A 14,774-nucleotide genomic window follows, 5' to 3' on the forward strand; every position below is an offset into this window, starting at 1 on the left:
GATACGCCCCTCCGGGGCTACTCGACCAACATGAAGGTCCGCCGCCGCGTCTTTCACCGCGCCCGCGCGGCGCGGCAGCAGGGGAGAGCGCGGAGCGCGAATCCGCGTGCCAGCGGATTCGCGTAGCGCGACGCTCCCCGCTCCACTCAGCGCGACCACCTCGGAAAGCCGACCGCGGCGGTGATGACGAGCGGAGCGAGGAATCGCCGCAAGACGGCTCAAAAAAAGCCCATGGGCCCTTCCGCGTAGCTGACGAGGAGGTTCTTCGTCTGCTGGTAGTGGTCGAGCATCATCTTGTGGTTCTCGCGGCCGATGCCGGACTGCTTGTAGCCGCCGAAGGCCGCGTGGGCCGGGTACTGGTGGTAGGTGTTGGACCAGACGCGGCCGGCCTCGATGGCGCGGCCGGCGCGGTAGAGCTGAGCGCCGTTGCGGCTCCAGACTCCGGCGCCGAGGCCGTAGAGGGTGTCGTTGGCGATGGCGATGCCGTCGTCGAAGTCCTCGAACGAGGTGAGGGCGAGGACGGGGCCGAAGATCTCCTCCTGGAAGATGCGCATGGAGTTGCGCCCCTCGAAGACCGTCGGGTTGACGTAGTAGCCGCCGCTGAGCTCACCGCCGAGGTCGGCGCGGTCGCCGCCGATGAGCAGCTTCGCGCCCTCCTGCTTGCCGATGTCCATGTAGGAGAGGATCTTCTCCAGCTGGTCGTTGGAGGCCTGGGCGCCGATCATCGTCGAGACGTCGAGCGGGTTGCCCTGCTTGATCCGGCCGACGCGCTCGAGTCCGTCGCCGACGAAGTCGTCGTAGATGGACTTCTGCACGAGGGCGCGGGAGGGGCAGGTGCAGACCTCGCCCTGGTTGAGGGCGAAGAACGAGAAGCCCTCGAGCGCCTTCTCGTAGAAGGAGTCGCGCTCGGCGGCCACGTCGGCGAAGAACACGTTGGGGCTCTTGCCGCCCAGCTCGAGCGTGACGGGGATGAGGTTCTCGCTCGCGTACTGCATGATCAGGCGGCCGGTGGTCGTCTCGCCGGTGAAGGCGATCTTGCGGATCCGCGGGTGCGAGGCGAGCGGGGCTCCGGCCTCGATCCCGAAGCCGTTGACGATGTTGAGGACGCCGGCGGGCAGCAGGTCGTGGATCAGGTCCATCAGCACGTGGATCGACGCGGGGGTCTGCTCGGCCGGCTTGAGGACGATGCAGTTGCCGGCAGCGAGCGCCGGGGCGAGCTTCCAGACCGCCATCAGGATCGGGAAGTTCCAGGGGATGATCTGGCCGACCACGCCGAGCGGCTCGTGGAAGTGGTACGCGATGGTGTCGTGGTCGATCTCGGAGACACCGCCCTCCTGGGCGCGCAGGGCGCCGGCGAAGTAGCGGAAGTGGTCGATCGCGAGGGGGATGTCGGCGGCGAGGGTCTCGCGCACCGGCTTGCCGTTCTCCCAGGTCTCGGCGACCGCGAGCAGCTCGAGATTCGCCTCCATCCGGTCGGCGATGCGCAGGAGGACGTTCGCGCGCTCGGCGGGGCTGGTCTTGCCCCAGCTCGGGAACGCCTTCCAGCCGGCCTCGACCGCGCGGTCGATGTCCTCGGCGGTGCCGCGGGCGATCTCGCAGAAGGGCTTCCCGGTGATCGGGGTGATGTTCTCGAAGTACTGGCCCTTCGCGGGGGCGACGTACTCGCCTCCGATGAAGTGGTCGTACCGGGAGCGGAACGAGGCGACGGATCCCTCCGTGCCCGGATTGGCGTAGACCGTGGACTCCGGCTCCTTCGGTGCCTGGTCGGCTACCGGGTCGGCGTACAGCGTCATGTGGACCTCCATCGACGTCGTTGTCGGGTGAGTGCGGGGTGTCGCGCTCGATCCGACCGTACGTCGCGGGAGGTTGCACGCCGTTGCACGGCCGCGCGGCGCCGGAGGCGGCGGCCGGGTGCGGGTCAGCGCTGCTCGGCCTCGAGCTCCTCGAGGTGCGCGACGATGCCGGCGCGGCGGGGCGAGCGGCGCGGCAGGATCCGCAGCAGCTCGGCCCAGACCTCCGCGTCGTCGTGGCCGTCGGGCCCGTGCGCGTAGGCGAGCAGCGTCTCCGCGGCGGCGCTGGTGAGCACGGTGGCACGGACGCGGGCGCGCAGCTCGTCGGCGATCGCGCGGACGCCGGGGGCCTCGGAGCCGGGCAGCGGGGCGCCGGCGTAGGCGTCGAGGGCGAGCCGGTGCGCGCCGCGATCGAGCAGGCCGACCACCTGGCGCGCGTCGAGGTCGACCGGACTGGCGAGGCGGTACGGGCGCGAGAGCGGCACCAGCCGCGGGAGGCGCGGCTCGAGGATCCGGCGCAGGCGCACCATCTCGGCGCGCACCGTGACCACCGCGTCCTCCCGCCCGTAGAGCAGCTGGGCGAGCGCCTCGGCGGACAGTCCCGCGCGGTGCCAGGCGAGGAGGGTGAGGATCTCGGCGTGCCGGGTGGAGAGGTCGAGCTCGACGCCGTCGGCGGTGACGACGCCGGTCTCGCGGCCGAGGACTCGCAGGCTCGGCGCGCGGGCCGCCGCCGGTCGGGGTGGCGAGCGGCGGGGCTGCGCGCGACGCGGGCGCTGCAGCCGCTGCACCATCAGCTGGCTCTCGACGGCCGCCGCGGTCGCCTCCATCAGCGGAAGGGTCTGCGGGGCGACGACCTCGGCGCCGCCGGTGATGTCGATCACGCCGAGGATCTCATGGGTCTCCGGGTCGTGGATCGGCACCGCGGTGCAGCTCCACGGGTGGACGAGGGAGGCGAAGTGCTCGGCGCCGTGGATCTGCACGCCGTGGTCGAGGACGAGGGCGGTGCCGGGGGCGGAGGTGCCGACGTCGGGCTCGGCCCAGGCCGCGCCCTCGACGAAGAGCATCCGCTCGGCGGAGCTCTTCAGCGCCTGGTCGCCGTCGATCCAGAGCAGCCGCCCGAGGGCGTCGCCGACCGCGACGAGCACGCCGCTGTCCTCGTCGGCGTCGCGGACGAGGAGGCGCCGGATGACGGGCAGCACCGAGGCGAGCGGGTGCCCCATCCGGTAGTCGCGCAGCTCGTCGCTCGAGAACGACAGCGGGGCGGTGAGGCGCTCGGGATCGAGGCGGTGGCGGCGCGCCCGCTCCCAGGAGGCCTCGACCAGCGGGCGGCGGCGACCGCTGCCGGGCAGGGCGAGCCAGGGGTTGGTCATCTCATCCGCCCCCTCGTCGTCGATCGGTGAGGCGCTCGGGCGCCGCGGCAGGGCAGAGGCTACTCCGCGAGGCTCGACGGCGCCTCAGGCGCGACGATGTCGGGCCTCTCGCGACGCGCACTCCCCCGGCGCGCACTCCCCCGGCGCGCGGGCATCGCCAGGAGCAGCACGGCGAGCACCAGGACGGCGATGCCGGCGACCGCGTCGGGGGTCAGCCGCTCGCCGAGCAGGGCGACGCCGAGGAGGGTCGCGGTGGCGGGCTCGACGAGGGTGAGCGTCGAGACCGTGGCGGCGGGCAGGAGGCGCAAGCCGCGCGCGAAGAAGGTGTAGGCGACCGCGACGGTCACCACGCCGAGCCAGAGCACCGCGGGGACGGAGCCGGCGAGGCGTCCGGGGTCGCCCGCGAGCAGGACCGGCAGCGCGAGCAGCGCGGCGGTGCCGAACTGGGCGCCCATCGCGGCGGCCGGGCTGAAGCCGCGCTCGAGCAGCAGCTTGCCGCAGACGGCGTAGAGCGCGTAGGCGGCACCGGCTCCGGCCGAGCCCGCGAGACCGAGCACGGAGACTCCGCCCGCGGCGCCGCCGGTCAGCAGACCGGCGAGCAGCACGACGCCGACCGCGGCGAGCGCCGTCGAGACGAACCAGCGCGGGCTCGGGACGGAGCGCAGCAGGAGCCACTCGAGCAGTCCGGTGAAGGCGGGGGCGGAGCCGAGCGCGACGATCGTGCCGACCGCGACGCCGTTCTCGGCGGTGCCGGTGAAGAAGGCGGGCTGGTAGGCGGCGACGCCGGCCGCGCCGAGGAGGACGAGCAGGACCGTCGAGACGCGCGGCCTCCGGGCGGCGCGGCGGGGAGCGCGCGCCGTCTCGACGCCGAGCAGGGCGGCCAGCAGCGCCCCGCCGAGCACGATCCGGGCGGCGCCGAGCAGCAGCGGATCGACGCCCTGCGCGCCGAGCGACTGCGCGGTGCCGGTGGTGCCGAAGCAGACCGCGGCGAGGAGGATCGCGGCGACCGCGGACCCGCGAGACCCCATCTCCGCCCCGTCCCGCGGCCGGGCGGCGCGCGGGCTCCAGTCTGGCAGCGGCGGACCTTCCGCCGTTCAGGTTCCGGGCCCGGGATGGCGGTACGGTCGAGGCGAAGGCGGGTGGAGCATGGGCATCGCGGAACCGTTCGACGTGGAGAGCTATCGGCGCAGCGCGCACGGCAGCCTCCGCGACCACTTCTCGATCCGCGAGTTCGAGGAGGCGCCGCTGGATCGCGAGGCGATCGTCGCGTCCGCCTACCTCCGCGCCCTCGAGCACGCGGCCGTCGTCCGGGTGCTGCCGCTCGCGCGGGCGCATCCGGATCCGCGGGTGCGGTCGTTCGCGACGACCTGGGCCGCCGAGCGGCACCGGATCGCGGACGCGCTCGGCGAGGTGCTGGCGGCCTCGCCGCGGATCCGCGGCGTCGAGACCGGACCGGCCGAGCCCGTGGTCAGGAGCCGGGTGCTGCGCGACCGCTCGTCCCGGCTGCTCGCGGGGCCCGTCGCCCTCGCGCTGGCGGTCGACGCGCAGATCGCGCTGCACGCCTACCGCCGCCTCGCGCGGCTGTCGCTGCACCCCGAGATGGAGCGCCTCGCCGAGACCGTCGCCGCGATCCTCGAGCGGCACGCCGACTTCTTCGGCGAGCTCGCCGCGGACACGATCGGCCGGCCGCTGCGCCGCCGGATCGTCGCCGCCGCCGTGCTCGCCTCCGTGCGGCTGCCGGTCGGCGAGGCGGCGCTGCCCGAGGAGCTCGCCCGCGAGGGACGCGAGCTGGTCTTCGGTCGCGACGACGGCGGACTCGACGGGATCGATGCGGGCGTCGTCGCGCTCTTCGCGCTGCCCTGCACGGCGGCGCGGCGGCTGCTGCGGCCGCACCGGACGCTGCCGCTGCGCGCCGCGGTGCAGGCGGGGCGTGTCGGTGCCGACGTGGTCGCGGGGGTGCGGGAGCTGCGGTCGCTGGTCGCGGACTGAGCGGGCGGTCGCCGCTGAGCGCCACGCTGCTCGAGGACGCCCCCTGCGCTACGCGGATTCCCGCTGGACCAGGCTGACGGGCAAGATCCGCTGCCGGTCGACCTCGCGTCCCTGCAGGACGGCGACGACGGTCTCGGCGGCGATGCGGCCCATCTCCGCGAGGGGCTGGCGGATCGTCGTGATCGGCGGGTCCGTCGTGGTCGCGATGACGACGTCGTCGAAGCCCACGACCGAGACGTCCGTCGGCACGCGCCGCCCGGCGGCCCGGAGGACGTGGATCGCGCCGTGCGCCATCAGGTCGGAGGAGGCGAAGATCCCGTCGAGATCGGGGTAGCGCTGCAGGAGGCGCACCATCGCGGTCACGCCGCTCTCGACCGTGAACGCACCGTGCGCGAGGGGCGCGTAGTCGATGCCCAGGTGCTCCAGCTCGTCGCGCCAGCCGCGCAGCCGCTCACGGGCGGGCTTCATGTCGTGGGGGCCCGTGATGATGCCGAGTCGCCGACGGCCGGACTCGGCCAGCACTCGTGCGGCGAGCCTCCCTCCCCCGTAGTTGTCCGCGTCGATCACGAGCGCGTCGTCCGCGAGGGCGACCCGCGGTCGTCCCACCCAGGCGATCGGCGCGGGAGAGTCCGCCAGCTCCTGGGTCACCTGGGTCATCTCGTTCTGCAGGATCACGACGGCCCCGTCGACCGCGCGCGTGCGGAGGAGCCGGGCGACCCTGCCCCTGTCGTCGTAGTCCGCGGGCAGCAGGACCGGCTGGATTCCCTGCGCGTGCAGGCTCGCCGCGGCGCCCTTCAGGACCGCCGTGAGGATCGTCCCGGGCAGGCGGTCGAGATCCTCGAAGGCGACGATCAGCGCGATCGAGCCCGCGCGTCCCCCGCGCAGCATGCGGGCGGCGCCGTTCGCCTCGTAGCCCAGCTGCTTCGCGGCGCGCTCCACGGCGGCGGCCATGCCGGCGTCGACGTTGGTCCTGCCCGCGAGCACTCGAGCGGCGGTGGCGCGGGACACCCCCGCGATGCGCGCGACGTCCACCAGTGTCGGTTCAGCCATCGCCTGTCCTTCTGTCGAGGAGGAGCGACCGCCACGGCGTCGCGGGAGCGCCACGAGTCACCGTGCTGTGCTCCGAAGACACAGGATGTCAGAGTTCGGTCCACGCACTGCCAGGAGTGATCGGGGGCTTGCGGGCGCCGCGGGACGCGGTCCCCGCGATGCCGGATCTCCGCGCTCCGCCGAAACACCGGCGTCACCTGCCTGGGGTACGGTGACCGCCGGGGTTCGCGAGGAGACGCATGCAGGGAGCAGGACGGCTGGCACGGCGCCTCGGCGTCGGCGCCCTCGCCGCGCTCGTGCTGGTGGTCGGCGCCGGGATCCCCGTCTACGTTCTGCCCGCGATCGATCCGGTGCCGGAGCACGCCGACGCGGTGCTCGTCCTCGGGCCGCCCACCCGCGCGCGCACCGAGCTCGGCCGCGACCTCGTCGAGGCGGGCGTGGCCGACACCCTGGTGATCTCGGTCTGGGCGTCGGATCTGGCCGCGGCTCCGGGCGAAAACGACGTCGTGGCCTGCGACGAGCCGGACATGGAGGTGATCTGCTTCACCGCCGACCCCGGGACGACTCAGGGCGAGGCGCGCGCACTCGCCGACGACGCGCGGGCGGACCACTGGGACAGCGTCGTCGTCATCACGCAGACCCCGCACATCGCGCGGGCGCGGCTGCTGCTCGGCCGCTGCTTCGACGGCGAGCTGTCGATGGTGTCCTCCGGCGAGCCGTACACGCTCGGCGACTGGGCCTACGAGTACGTCTACCAGACCGGCGCGTTCGTGAAGGCGCTCGCGGACCCGGCCTGCTGACCGGACCCGCGCCGACCGGACCCGCACCGACCGGACCCGCGCCGGCCCGGGCCGCTCAGCCCAGCAGCTCCCGGACGTCCTCCGCGGTGATGCCGCCGGTCGCCGCCGCGCCGTCGTCGGACATGACGGCCGCGAACAGGGCGGCCTTCGCCTCCTTGAGCGCCATCACCTTCTCCTCGATGGTGTCCTTCGCGACGAGCCGGTAGACCATCACCGAGCGGGTCTGGCCGATGCGGTGCGCGCGGTCGACGGCCTGCGACTCCGTCGCCGGGTTCCACCACGGGTCGAGCAGGATGCAGTAGTCGGCCTCGGTGAGGTTGAGACCGAAGCCGCCCGCCTTCAGCGAGATGAGGAAGACGCCCGCCTCGCCGGAGCGGAAGCGGTCGATGACCTCGTCACGCTTCTTGGTCGCGCCGTCGAGGTAGGCGTACTCGACGCCGGCCGCGTCGAGCCGGCCGCGCACCCGGCCGAGGAAGCGGGTGAACTGGCTGAAGACCAGCACCCGGTGCCCCTCGGCGAGCGCGTCGGCGAGGAGCTCGTCGAGCAGGTCGAGCTTGGTCGACGGGACCGTTGCGTGCGCCTCGTCGACCAGGGCCGCGTCGAGCGCGACCTGGCGGAGCACGGTCAGGGCGCGGAAGATCGCGAAGCGGTTCTTCTCGAAGTCGCCGATCAGGCCGAGCACCCGCTGCCGCTCGCGGGCGAGGTAGGTGTCGTAGACCTTGCGCTGGCGGGTGCCGAGCTCGACCTCGATGGTCTGCTCCTGCTTGGGCGGCAGCTCCGTGGCGACGAGCTCCTTGGTGCGGCGGAGCATCAGCGGGCGGATGCGGCGGCGCAGCTGGCTGAGGCGCTCGGTGTCGGCGTCGCGCTCGATCGGCTTCTGGTAGTACTCGGCGAAGCCGGCCGGCGAGGGGAAGAGGCCCGGAGCGACGATCGACAGCAGCGACCAGAGCTCCATCACGTTGTTCTCCATCGGCGTGCCCGTGATGGCGAGCTTGAACGGCACGTCGAGGCGCCGCGCGAGCTGGTGGGTGGCCGACTGGCGGTTCTTCACGAACTGCGCCTCGTCGAGCAGGAAGCCGGACCACTGGATGCCGGCGTAGGACTCGTAGTCGAGGCGGAAGAGGGCGTAGGAGGTGACGACCAGCTCGGCCTCGCCGATCATCGTCGACAGCGCCTTGCGCTTCTTCTTCGAGGTCTCGTCGATGCCGACCACGCGGAGGTCCGGGGCGAAGCGCTTGGCCTCGCCGACCCAGTTGGGCACGACGCTCGTCGGCGCGACGACGAGGAACGGGCGGGGCGAGGTGCCGGCGCTCGCGGCGGCCGCGCGCTGCTCCTGCATCACCCGGGTGACGAGCGCGAGCGACTGCACGGTCTTGCCGAGGCCCATGTCGTCGGCGAGGACGCCGCCGAGCTGGTTGTCGTAGAGGAAGGAGAGCCAGTCGTAGCCGAGCTGCTGGTAGGGCCGCAGCTCGACGGCGAAGCCCTCGGGGAGGGCGCGCGACTCGAGGGCGCCGGTCGCGGTGAAGCCGGAGAGGCCCTCGACCGAGCGGCGCCAGGCCGCGGCCTGCGCCTCGACGACGCCGAGCTCGACGAGCTCGTCCCAGAGCGAGGACTGGAAGCGGCTGATCCGGAGCGTCTCGCTGGGGTCGTCGGAGAGCTCGCGCGCCTCGGCGATCAGCTCGCGGAGGCGGCCGAAGCGCTCGTCGTCCAGCGCGAAGTAGACGCCGCTCGGCAGCACCATGTACTCGTCGCCGCGGGCCAGGGCGAGGAAGATCTCGGCGAGCGGGACCGCCTCGTCGTTGACCGTGACCGAGATCTCGAGGTTGAACCAGTCGCGGCTGTCCGGCTGCGCGACCGTCTGCACGGCGACGACCGGCGCCGTCTCGGCCTCGCGGTACTCGACGCGCTGGCCGATCTCCTCGATCTCGACGGTGCCGAGCTCGCGCAGGCGCTCGACCTCGCCGGTGAGGAAGCCGACGGTCTGCATGCCGCGCAGGTCGAAGGTGGGGCGGAGGCGACGGCTCGACGGCGAGACCAGGGCGGGCGTCGACTCCGGGTCGATGCCGGCGCCGCCGAGCGAGTCGAGGATCCGCTGCTCGGCCTCGGCGTCGCGGTAGCCGGACTCGTCGTCCAGGCGCAGCGGCAGGCGCTCGGCCTCGGTGCCGCGACCGCCCTCGATGCCGTAGCGCCACCACCACGAGCCGCGCAGGCCCGCGCCCTCGGTGTGCTCGAGGGTGAGGCCGAGCCGCGGCTCGGGGACGGGCGGGGCCTCGAAGGAGCCGTCGCGCGAGACGATGTCGAAGAGGCGGTGCAGGCGCTGGTAGTGCTCGGTGAGGAACGCCGACTCCTCCTGCTCCGGGATGCGGATCGGCTCGTTGCTCCAGAGGAAGGTGCGCGCGGAGGAGACCAGCGGCGCGGCGAACGGCACGAGCGTGACGGCCTTGCCGCGCAGCTCGTCACCCTCGTCCCAGATGTAGAGGCCGACGGCGGGGTCGCCGATGAAGCCGAAGTGCTCGGGAGCCGGGTGGTCGCCGATCGCGACGAGCGAGCGCAGCTCGAGGCCGGCCGGGGTGCGGGTGACGTCGATGGACGCGGTCGCGGTGGTGTCCAGGATCTTCAGCGGGGTCTGGTCGCGGTCGCCCATGACCAGGCCGATGCCGGCCCGGACGGCGCCGTGCAGGGCCGCCCAGATCGCCTCGCTCCGGCACTGGTCGAGGTAGAGCCAGGTGTCGGGCGAGTAGTAGCTCGAGGCGCTGTGCCCCGAGAGCAGGCCCTGCATCTCGCGGACGACGTCGATCTGTCGCTCGTCGTAGTCGTGGCTGTAGTGCAGGTAGCCGAGGTCGCGCCAGCTGGTGCCGGTGCGGACCCAGCGGTCGCGGTCGCCCATCCGCACCGGGCGGACGCCGAGGCGCGGGCGCGGCTCGGGCGGCGGCCGGTAGCTGTTGTAGCGGCCGGGCGGGCGGCGCACGGGCTCGCCGGGGAGGAGCTCGAACTGGAGGCCGAGCGGGATGCCGGAGTGCGAGCGCTCGGCGCCCGCGAGCAGCGGCGCGAGGGCGCTGCGCCACTCCGGGACCGCGTCGACGGCGGCCTCGCCGGGGAACGGGCCGCTCAGAGCGCCCTCGCGCTCGCGGCGCAGCGCCTCGATCAGCACCGCGGCGACGTGCTTGCACTCGTGCTTGACCGGGCAACTGCAGGCGCCGCCGAGCAGGATCGAGTGGTCGCCCTCGTCGCGCAGCTGAACGCTCACGGCGTAGGGCGAGCGGCCGGAGCCGCGGACCTGGCCGAAGAGCCGGGTGCGCCCGCCGAACCACTGCAGCTCGGCGACCCGGCCCTCGTCGGCGTAGGCGACGCCCTTGTCGAGGGCGGCGGTGCCGACGAGTCCCCGGATGTCCTGCTCGCTGAAGGGTTCGCGGCCCTCGGCCCCGGGCGCGGCCGAGGGGGGCAGCACCTCTTCGGGGGGACTCTGGCGGGCCATGGACCTCACGCTCTCCGCGCACCGACCGGAGCGCATCCGTCCATTCAACCCGATTCCGGAGGCGCCGGGAGCCGCGGGGCGGGATCCGCGCCCTCCGCGCCCGCTCCTACGATGGACGGATGCCCCGCCTGTCGATCGTCTCGGCGCACACCTCGCCCCTCGAGCAGCCCTCGACCGGCGACGCCGGCGGGATGAACGTGTACCTCGCCGGGGTGCTGCCCGAGCTCGCGGCGCTCGGCTGGGAGGTCACCGTGCTCACCCGCGGCGAGGGCGTGCGGCGGCTCGCGCCGGGGGTCACGGTGGTCGGCGTGCCGGTCGAGGCGGCGGACAAGTACGCGCTGGCCGCCTCCGCGCCGGCGTTCGCGGCGGCGGCCGAGGGTGCGGACGTCGTGCACTCGCACTACTGGGTGTCGGGGCTGGCGGGGGCGCTGACCGGCGCTCCGCACGTGCACTCGATGCACTCGAACTCGCTGGCGAAGAACGTGCGGCTCGTGCCGGGCGACGTGCGGGAGCCGGAGGAGCGGATCCGCGCCGAGCGCTCGGTGCTGGGCTCGGCGGACGCGGTGGTGGTCGCGGGAGCGTCGGAGCGGTCGGACGTCGTGGACGGCTACGGGGTGGATCCGGCACGCGTGCTGGTCGTGCCGCCGGGCGTGGATGCGCGGTTCTCGCCGGGGGCCGGCGAGCGCGCGCGGGAGATCGTGCTGCTCGGGCGGGTGCAGCCGCTGAAGGGGCAGCTACTCGCGGTGCAGGCGCTCGCGCGGATCCCGGTGGGCGAGCGGCCGCTGCTGCGGCTGGCGGGCGGGCCGGCGCCGGGGCGCGAGGGGTACCTGGAGGAGGTGCGCGCGGCGGCGCGGGAGCTCGGCGTGGACGAGTGGGTGCGCTTCGAGGGCGTGGCCGACCGCGAGACGGCGGCGGCGCTGCTGCGCGGGGCGCGGCTCGCGCTGGTGCCGTCGGCGGCGGAGACGTTCGGGCTGATCGCGCTCGAGGCGGCGGCGAGTGCGACGCCGGTGCTCGCCCGGCGGACGACCGGGCTGGTCGACGCGGTGCGCGACGGCGAGAGCGGCGTGCTGATCGACTCCGGCGACCCGGCGGTGTGGGCGGCGGAGATCCGCCGGCTGCTCGCCGACGACGCCGAGCGCGCGCGTCTCGGCCGCGGCGGCGTGGAGTGGGCGGCGGCCCACACCTGGGCGGCCGCGGCGGCGCGCCTGGACGCCCTGTACCGCGGGCTGCTGCAGCGCTGAGGGCGGGTCTCGCTGCATGCTGATCGAGTAGCCCTCGCAGAGGGCGTGCGCATCATGCTGATCGAGTAGCCCTCGAAGAGGGCGTATCGAGATCCACCGTCGCTCGGAGGGCGGGTCTCGATACGCCGCTGCGCGGCTACTCGACCACCATGAATCGGAGCGGCCCGCACTGCATGCTGATCGAGTAGCCCTCGCAGATGGCGTATCGAGATCCACCGTCGACCGGCGGGCGGGTCTCGATACGCCGCGATGCGGCTACTCGACCAGCATGGACGAGAGGCCGTTGCGCGCCGCGACGAGCATGCAGGGCGGCTGCTCGACTGGCGTCAGTCGGCGATGGCCGGGGTGCCCGGGTCGAAGTGGGCGCCGCGGGTGGAGCGGTACCAGGGGGCGAGGCGGTCGGGCGAGACGGCGACCATGGCGGCGCCGGTGAAGCCGGCGTCGTTGCCGAAGCGGGCGGAGACGATCTCGGTGCCGAGGTCGAGGAAGCGGGCGAACTCGTCGAAGACGTGCGCCGCCGCTCCGCCGATCACGAAGAGCTGCGGCGAGAGCAGCATCTCGAGGTGCCGGTAGTAGACGTTGAGGCGGCCCGCCCACTCCTCGAGGGTGATGCCCTCGCGGCGGACAGCGGAGAAGCCGACGCGCGGCTCGAAGTCGGGACCGTCGATGTGCACGTGGCCGAGCTCGGAGTTGGGGATGACCTCGCCCTCGTAGACCAGCGCGGTGCCGATCCCGGTGCCGAGCGTGGTGAGCAGGCAGAGGCCCTCGCGGTCGCGCATCGCGCCGAACTCGCGCTCGGCGACCCCCGCGGCGTCGGCATCGTTGACGACGACGACGTCGACGCCGGTCGCCTCGGACAGCAGGGCCTGCGCGTCGATCCCGACCCACCGCTGCGAGACGTGGGTGGTCTGCCGCACGATGCCGCCGCGGACGATGCCGGGGAAGCCGACGCCGACGGGCGTGCCGGCGATCGGCGAGACGTCGCGGACGATGCCGGCGATGGCCGCGGCGAAGTCCTCGGGCTCCTTGCCGACCGGGTTCGCGACGGCGAAGCGGCGGGCGGCGCGCTCGCCGGTGGTCACGTCGACGAGGGAGGCCTTGATCGAGGTGCCGCCGATGTCGACGCCGACGGCGAAGCGCGGAAGAAGGCCGTCGTGGGGCTGGGTCACGGATGCTCCGTCTGGGAAGTGGTGGCGAGGACTGACCTCGGGCTCGCGGGAACGCGGACGGCTCGTCGGATCACGGGATCCTGACGAGCCGAAGGCGATTCTACGAGCCGGAGGTCCGAGCGGGCTCGGAGGTGGCGTCGAGGCCGTCCAGAAGGTAGGCGATCACCGGCTCGTAGAGGTGCACGGCGAGGCCGTCGTCGATCGGGACGACCACCTCGATCGAGCCCTGCGCCTCGGCGACGAAGACGGCGGGGTCGTTGCAGTCGGCGATCGCGATCGTCGCCAGGCCGCGCCGCCCGGAGGCGCCCGCCCAGCCGTGGTCGGCGACGACGAGGTCGGGGCGGATGCCGAGCGCCTCGAGCTCGTCGAGCAGGGCGTTCATCGGCTCGGCCGAGTGGGTGTGCTGGAGGCTGCCGCCGCGGTAGGCGCAGGTGACGCCGCCCGTGCACCAGAGCCGCTGGTGCTCGTCGGCCAAGCTGACCCGGATGCCGTCGGGGCGGGCGAACGGGAGGGCGTTCACGTCGATCACGCGGGCGCCCGCCGCTGTCGCGGCCGCGGCGAGCCGGCGGTAGACGTCCAGCAGGGTCGCGGGGTGCGCGGTGGCGAAGAGGATCAGCGCGCCCTCGCGCACGGCGCGGGCGAAGCGGTCGCGGTAGGCGTCGAGCGCGGCGACGGTGAGGGCGGCGTCGATGCGGTCCTGGCCGTGCTCGAACGCGGGGTCGGTGCTGATGCCGACCCGCTCCCCCATCAGGGCGAGCAGGCTCTCGACGTCCCAGTGCTCGGCGACGTCGACGCCGTAGAGGTGGGCGGGCTCGCGGGCGGCCAGGCGGCGGAGGTTGCCGAGATTGCTCGCGCGGCCGGTGAGGACGGCGCCGGTGAGGAGCGACTCGTCGAGGATCGCGGCGAGCGCGGCGGCGGACAGCGGCATGCGGAGGGGCCTTCCGGTGGGGGTCCCTCGAGCGTAGTTCGAAACTCGTGCTTGACGAGTGACAGTCGCCGATATATCGTTACTACATCGCCGACAGATCGTGAGCACTCGCTCCGACGGGCGAGACGGATTTCGAGAGGAATCCCCTGACACGAGAAGAGACACCATGAACACCAGGAACTCCTTCCACGACCACAGCGACCGCTTCGACCGCTCGCACGGCGACCACGGCCACGGCGGCCACGACCAGCCCGGCCGCCGCGAGCGCCGCGGCCCCGGCGGACACGGCCGCGGCTTCGGTCCCGGCTTCGGCTTCGGCCCGGGCTTCGGCGGCCCCGGCTTCGGCCGCGGCGGCGGACGGGCCCGCCGCGGCGACGTCCGCGCCGCCCTGCTCTCCCTCCTCGCCGAGAAGTCCTCGAACGGCTACGGCCTGATCAAGGCGATCGCCGAGAAGACCAACGGCTCGTGGCGCCCCAGCCCCGGCTCGGTCTACCCCACGCTCCAGCAGCTCGTCGACGAGGGCCTGATCACGGCCGTCGGCGAGGGCCGCGGCACCGAGTACCAGCTCACCGATGCGGGCGGCACCTACGTGCGCGAGCACGCCGACGAGCTCGCCGCCGCCTGGGAGGCCACTCCCGGCGCGAGCGACGCCGACCGCGAGTTCGTCGAGAACATCGGCAAGCTGATGGGCGTCGTCCAGCAGTTCCGCGGGGCCTCGGAGGCGCAGCGCGCCGCCGCCTCTGCGAAGCTCGACGAGACCCGCCGCGCGCTGTACCTGATCCTCGCGGACTGACGAGGCTCGGCTGCCCGATGCCGGTCGAGCGGCCCTGCCTCATGCTGGTCGAGCAGCCCCGCAGGGGCGTATCGAGACCCAGCGTGCTCAGCAGGGCGGGTCTGCAGACCCACCTCCGAACGGTGGTGGATCTCGATACGCCCGCTGCGCGAGCTACTCGATCAGCATG

Annotated in this window: 11 protein-coding genes; 4 read left to right on the plus strand and 7 right to left on the minus strand. The window is 73.7% G+C overall.

All coding sequences use genetic code 11. The features are described from left to right. Positions 1 to 218 precede the first annotated feature (218 nt). The 3 genes from EDF22_RS13500 to EDF22_RS13510 form a co-directional block, all read right to left on the minus strand. Positions 219 to 1,793, minus strand: a complete 1,575-nt coding sequence (locus EDF22_RS13500; protein WP_123705621.1) for an aldehyde dehydrogenase family protein — start codon at positions 1,791 to 1,793, stop codon at positions 219 to 221. A 125-nt stretch (positions 1,794 to 1,918) separates the two neighbouring features. Next, entirely contained in the window at positions 1,919 to 3,160 is a 1,242-nt protein-coding gene (locus tag EDF22_RS13505) for a helix-turn-helix domain-containing protein (RefSeq protein ID WP_123705379.1), read from the minus strand. Positions 3,161 to 3,219: 59 nt separating this feature from the next. After that, positions 3,220 to 4,188, minus strand: coding sequence for a DMT family transporter (locus tag EDF22_RS13510; RefSeq protein WP_123705380.1), 969 nt, complete (start codon positions 4,186 to 4,188; stop codon positions 3,220 to 3,222). Between the two features lie 118 nt (positions 4,189 to 4,306). Here EDF22_RS13510 and EDF22_RS13515 point away from each other — a divergent pair, with 118 nt between their 5' ends. Beyond that, positions 4,307 to 5,149 (plus strand): ferritin-like domain-containing protein, encoded by an 843-nt coding sequence (locus EDF22_RS13515; protein ID WP_123705381.1) that lies wholly within the window; start codon positions 4,307 to 4,309, stop codon positions 5,147 to 5,149. A 48-nt stretch (positions 5,150 to 5,197) separates the two neighbouring features. Here EDF22_RS13515 and EDF22_RS13520 read toward each other — a convergent pair whose 3' ends face one another. Beyond that, complete coding sequence (locus EDF22_RS13520) at positions 5,198 to 6,199, minus strand: LacI family DNA-binding transcriptional regulator (protein ID WP_123705382.1); 1,002 nt, start codon at positions 6,197 to 6,199, stop codon at positions 5,198 to 5,200. A gap of 239 nt (positions 6,200 to 6,438) precedes the next feature. Between EDF22_RS13520 and EDF22_RS13525 the strand changes: the two genes are divergently transcribed. Further along, on the plus strand, positions 6,439 to 6,999 hold the full coding sequence (locus EDF22_RS13525; RefSeq protein ID WP_123705383.1) for a hypothetical protein: 561 nt from the start codon (positions 6,439 to 6,441) through the stop codon (positions 6,997 to 6,999). Between the two features lie 55 nt (positions 7,000 to 7,054). Here EDF22_RS13525 and EDF22_RS13530 read toward each other — a convergent pair whose 3' ends face one another. Then, on the minus strand, positions 7,055 to 10,474 hold the full coding sequence (locus EDF22_RS13530; protein WP_185038923.1) for a DEAD/DEAH box helicase: 3,420 nt from the start codon (positions 10,472 to 10,474) through the stop codon (positions 7,055 to 7,057). Positions 10,475 to 10,593: 119 nt separating this feature from the next. Here EDF22_RS13530 and EDF22_RS13535 point away from each other — a divergent pair, with 119 nt between their 5' ends. Continuing rightward, the gene (locus EDF22_RS13535) at positions 10,594 to 11,715 is read left to right on the plus strand and encodes a glycosyltransferase (protein ID WP_123705385.1); all 1,122 of its coding nucleotides are present in this window, start codon (positions 10,594 to 10,596) and stop codon (positions 11,713 to 11,715) included. A gap of 326 nt (positions 11,716 to 12,041) precedes the next feature. On the opposite strand, the gene EDF22_RS13540 is transcribed toward EDF22_RS13535, so the two are convergent. Together EDF22_RS13540 and EDF22_RS13545 are read right to left on the minus strand one after the other, a co-directional pair. Next, positions 12,042 to 12,884 carry an ROK family protein gene (locus EDF22_RS13540; RefSeq protein WP_260303454.1) on the minus strand — a complete coding sequence of 281 codons (843 nt, stop codon included), beginning with the start codon at positions 12,882 to 12,884 and terminating at the stop codon, positions 12,042 to 12,044. Between the two features lie 100 nt (positions 12,885 to 12,984). Further along, entirely contained in the window at positions 12,985 to 13,812 is an 828-nt protein-coding gene (locus tag EDF22_RS13545) for a phosphatase (RefSeq protein ID WP_123705387.1), read from the minus strand. A 166-nt stretch (positions 13,813 to 13,978) separates the two neighbouring features. On the opposite strand from EDF22_RS13545, the gene EDF22_RS13550 reads away from it, so the two are divergent. Next, positions 13,979 to 14,605: a PadR family transcriptional regulator gene (locus EDF22_RS13550; RefSeq protein WP_123705388.1), complete on the plus strand. Its 627-nt coding sequence runs from the start codon at positions 13,979 to 13,981 to the stop codon at positions 14,603 to 14,605. Positions 14,606 to 14,774: the final 169 nt, after the last annotated feature.

Origin of the sequence: Rathayibacter sp. PhB127 (genome assembly GCF_003751665.1) — a bacterium.
In the GTDB taxonomy this organism is placed as follows: Bacteria; Actinomycetota; Actinomycetes; order Actinomycetales; family Microbacteriaceae; genus Rathayibacter; species Rathayibacter festucae.

Bases quoted from the DNA above. Each gene is read 5' to 3' on its own strand.
- EDF22_RS13535 (WP_123705385.1), top strand. From the start codon at position 10,594: ATGCCCCGCCTGTCGATCGTCTCGGCGCACACCTCGCCCCTCGAGCAG.
- EDF22_RS13510 (WP_123705380.1), bottom strand. From the start codon at position 4,188: ATGGGGTCTCGCGGGTCCGCGGTCGCCGCGATCCTCCTCGCCGCGGTC.
- EDF22_RS13515 (WP_123705381.1), top strand. From the start codon at position 4,307: ATGGGCATCGCGGAACCGTTCGACGTGGAGAGCTATCGGCGCAGCGCG.
- EDF22_RS13530 (WP_185038923.1), bottom strand. From the start codon at position 10,474: ATGGCCCGCCAGAGTCCCCCCGAAGAGGTGCTGCCCCCCTCGGCCGCG.
- EDF22_RS13520 (WP_123705382.1), bottom strand. From the start codon at position 6,199: ATGGCTGAACCGACACTGGTGGACGTCGCGCGCATCGCGGGGGTGTCC.
- EDF22_RS13505 (WP_123705379.1), bottom strand. From the start codon at position 3,160: ATGACCAACCCCTGGCTCGCCCTGCCCGGCAGCGGTCGCCGCCGCCCG.
- EDF22_RS13500 (WP_123705621.1), bottom strand. From the start codon at position 1,793: ATGACGCTGTACGCCGACCCGGTAGCCGACCAGGCACCGAAGGAGCCG.
- EDF22_RS13545 (WP_123705387.1), bottom strand. From the start codon at position 13,812: ATGCCGCTGTCCGCCGCCGCGCTCGCCGCGATCCTCGACGAGTCGCTC.
- EDF22_RS13525 (WP_123705383.1), top strand. From the start codon at position 6,439: ATGCAGGGAGCAGGACGGCTGGCACGGCGCCTCGGCGTCGGCGCCCTC.
- EDF22_RS13550 (WP_123705388.1), top strand. From the start codon at position 13,979: ATGAACACCAGGAACTCCTTCCACGACCACAGCGACCGCTTCGACCGC.